This is a genomic window from Desulfovibrio sp. 1214_IL3152 (genome assembly GCF_036763055.1).
Lineage (GTDB): Bacteria > Desulfobacterota > Desulfovibrionia > Desulfovibrionales > Desulfovibrionaceae > Desulfovibrio.
Window position 1 is genome coordinate 1 of sequence record NZ_JBAIYW010000304.1, and the last position, 2,243, is coordinate 2,243.

The following is a 2,243-nucleotide window of genomic DNA, read 5'->3' on the forward strand; positions in this document are numbered from 1 at the left end:
ACCGTGCATGTTGTCTTCTGTGGTGTGGATAAGGCCATAGCTGCGCAGGCAGCGGCACACGGTACACACTCCGTCGCTGGTTACCCCGAGGGCTGCGGCTAGTTGCCGCGTGTAGCATGCGCCGTGCTCGGCAAGGTGGTGCATCACACGCTCGGACAAAACAGCCATGACTACGCAACCGCCTTGCGCACAGTTTTGGCCGTGCGGCTCTGCCAGTCATGCGCCAGTTCCACTCCCGCGAAGTGGGCCACGTCAAGCTTGCCGGTGAGGCCGTTGGCCTTGGCAAGCTGCTCTATACGGGCCAGCACGTTGAGCACTTCACGCATGCGCCCGGCAGACAACCGCAACACTTCACCCGCCAGTGCCGGGGTCAACTCGTATTCGCAGAGCTTGGCGCAAGCCAAGGCCACGTCCGCAGCAGTGCAGGGACCAAACTCAACCACCTGGGCAATACGCGAGGATATTTGCCTGTGACGGCTGATATTGCGCTGTATCTGTTCCATACCGATCAGCACCACGGTGACCTCGGCGCGGTCGGAGAAGTCGCGGATTTTCTCCAGTACGCTTGCGGAATCCCGCAAGGTGAACTCGCTCTCATCAATGATGATTGGAGACTGACGCTCAATCAGCACCCGCAGGCAACGCTCAAACAGTTGCTGGGCCGTGCCGCGCGAATCCACGTTGAGCGCCTTGGCAAGCTCCACAAGAAAGTATTTTGGCGTCCAATCCACGTTAGCGCGCAGATACACGGCTCCGGCTTCCTCGGCCCAACGGTAAACAATGTGCGACTTGCCCAAGCCCGGTTGGCCGTGAACAAGCATCATGCCAGCCTCGGCAGCGCCGCGCGCTTCCACGGCTTTGACCCCAGCCGTAAACCGGGCGTAGTTTTCGGTTTTTACAAATCCTTGACGCATTTGCATTCTCCTTTGTTAAGCAATGCCTTCCACGTCGAGCAGGTCACGCATGTCTGCGTATTCCTCGCCCTTGCGGTAATTGGTCAGAAATTCAATGTCTGCCGTTGTCTGCTGCGCGGGGTTGCGCATCAGCCAGCGGTAGCGGTCAAACGTGTTGGCAAAGAGGGGGCGCGCGGCTTGAGCCGTGGGGGCGTCTGCCTCTATCATTTCCGGGGCCGCCACGGCCTCACAGGCAGCAGACATGTCAATGACTGTGGGTTGTGTGCTGTCGGCCAAGGCGGGGCGCAAGACGTCGGGAAGGATTATTTCCGCACCGGGGGCCACGCGCTGAAGCTTGGCATCTATGCGTTTGACCTGCGCCTTGGCGCGCTTGTCGCGGGCGTCTTGGACGCGGCTTTCCGCAAAGTACGGGCTGGTGTTGCCTTCAAGTGTGGCCTCGCATATCTGCCTGCCGTCGAGCGTCCAGCACCTGATGCGGCTGCTGTCCCAAATGTCGTAGCGGGCTTCGACGTATTGGCCGTGGTAGTCTTCTAGTTCCGGCGCGTAGTAAAAGCCGTTAAACATTTGTATCCAGCAATTACGACACTTGCGACGCTCACCGGGCATGAACAGTTCAGCGCCCATGCCGTGCGGCACCAGCACAGGTTCAAAGCCGCGTTGCTCAAATGTGGCCCAAAATTCGTTGGGGCTGTAATGCACCATGCGGCCCTCCGCATCGCGGTAACGCGGCAACCCACGGTGCGGCGTGGCGTTATATTCCTCCACACGGGCGAGGATGTGCTTTTTGCATTCGTCCCAAGTGGGCAGGATGGCGCGTTTACCGTTTTTGAGGGCGGCGCGGCTGGCCTTGAAATTGCGGTGGGCGGCGTCCGTGTCCATAAGCGCCCCGGTGTAGCTGGCAAGCCCCTGCGCGGCGCGTACCCACAATGTTTTGACGGCGCGCTCCATGAGGCCCTTACCCTGCGGGCGGCCCGGAATGGCATTGCAAGGCGAGATGCCAAGGCGTTGAAACATGCCAGTGCGGTCATCAAGCAGTAGCTTGTTATAATAGCCGGGGCCGGAGTCGCTATAAAACATAGCTGGTATGCCCGCCCACAGGCAGGCCATGCGCAGGGCGTCAAGCACGGTCAGCTTGCTTTCAGACAGCGCAATACTGATGCCCACGCAACGGCGGGTTGCCACGTCGATGATGGCTGTAATCTCGGGTTTGAAGGGCTGCCCGTGGTCAGGGTGGAGCACCTCGGCGTCAAACGTGGTGCCGTCCGCCGTGTACACATCGCCGGGCCACAGTTCAGACGTGTCGCGGCGCTGGTAGGGCCGCAGCTTCAA

Annotated in this window: 2 protein-coding genes; both read right to left on the reverse strand. The window is 60.3% G+C overall.

Going from position 1 to position 2,243, the window contains the following annotated elements; all coding sequences use genetic code 11:
• Window positions 1-170: 170 nt before the first annotated feature.
• Window positions 171-914 carry an ATP-binding protein gene (locus V6C07_RS06485; RefSeq protein ID WP_333535535.1) on the reverse strand — a complete coding sequence of 248 codons (744 nt, stop codon included), beginning with the start codon at window positions 912-914 and terminating at the stop codon, window positions 171-173.
• Window positions 915-929: 15 nt separating this feature from the next.
• A partial coding sequence (locus tag V6C07_RS06490; RefSeq protein WP_333535536.1) for a transposase family protein occupies window positions 930-2,243 on the reverse strand: 1,314 nt, incomplete at its 5' end.

What these genes read in the sequence shown, in the direction of transcription:
- V6C07_RS06485 (WP_333535535.1), bottom strand. Translation starts at nt 914, where the DNA reads ATGCGTCAAGGATTTGTAAAAACCGAAAACTACGCCCGGTTTACGGCT.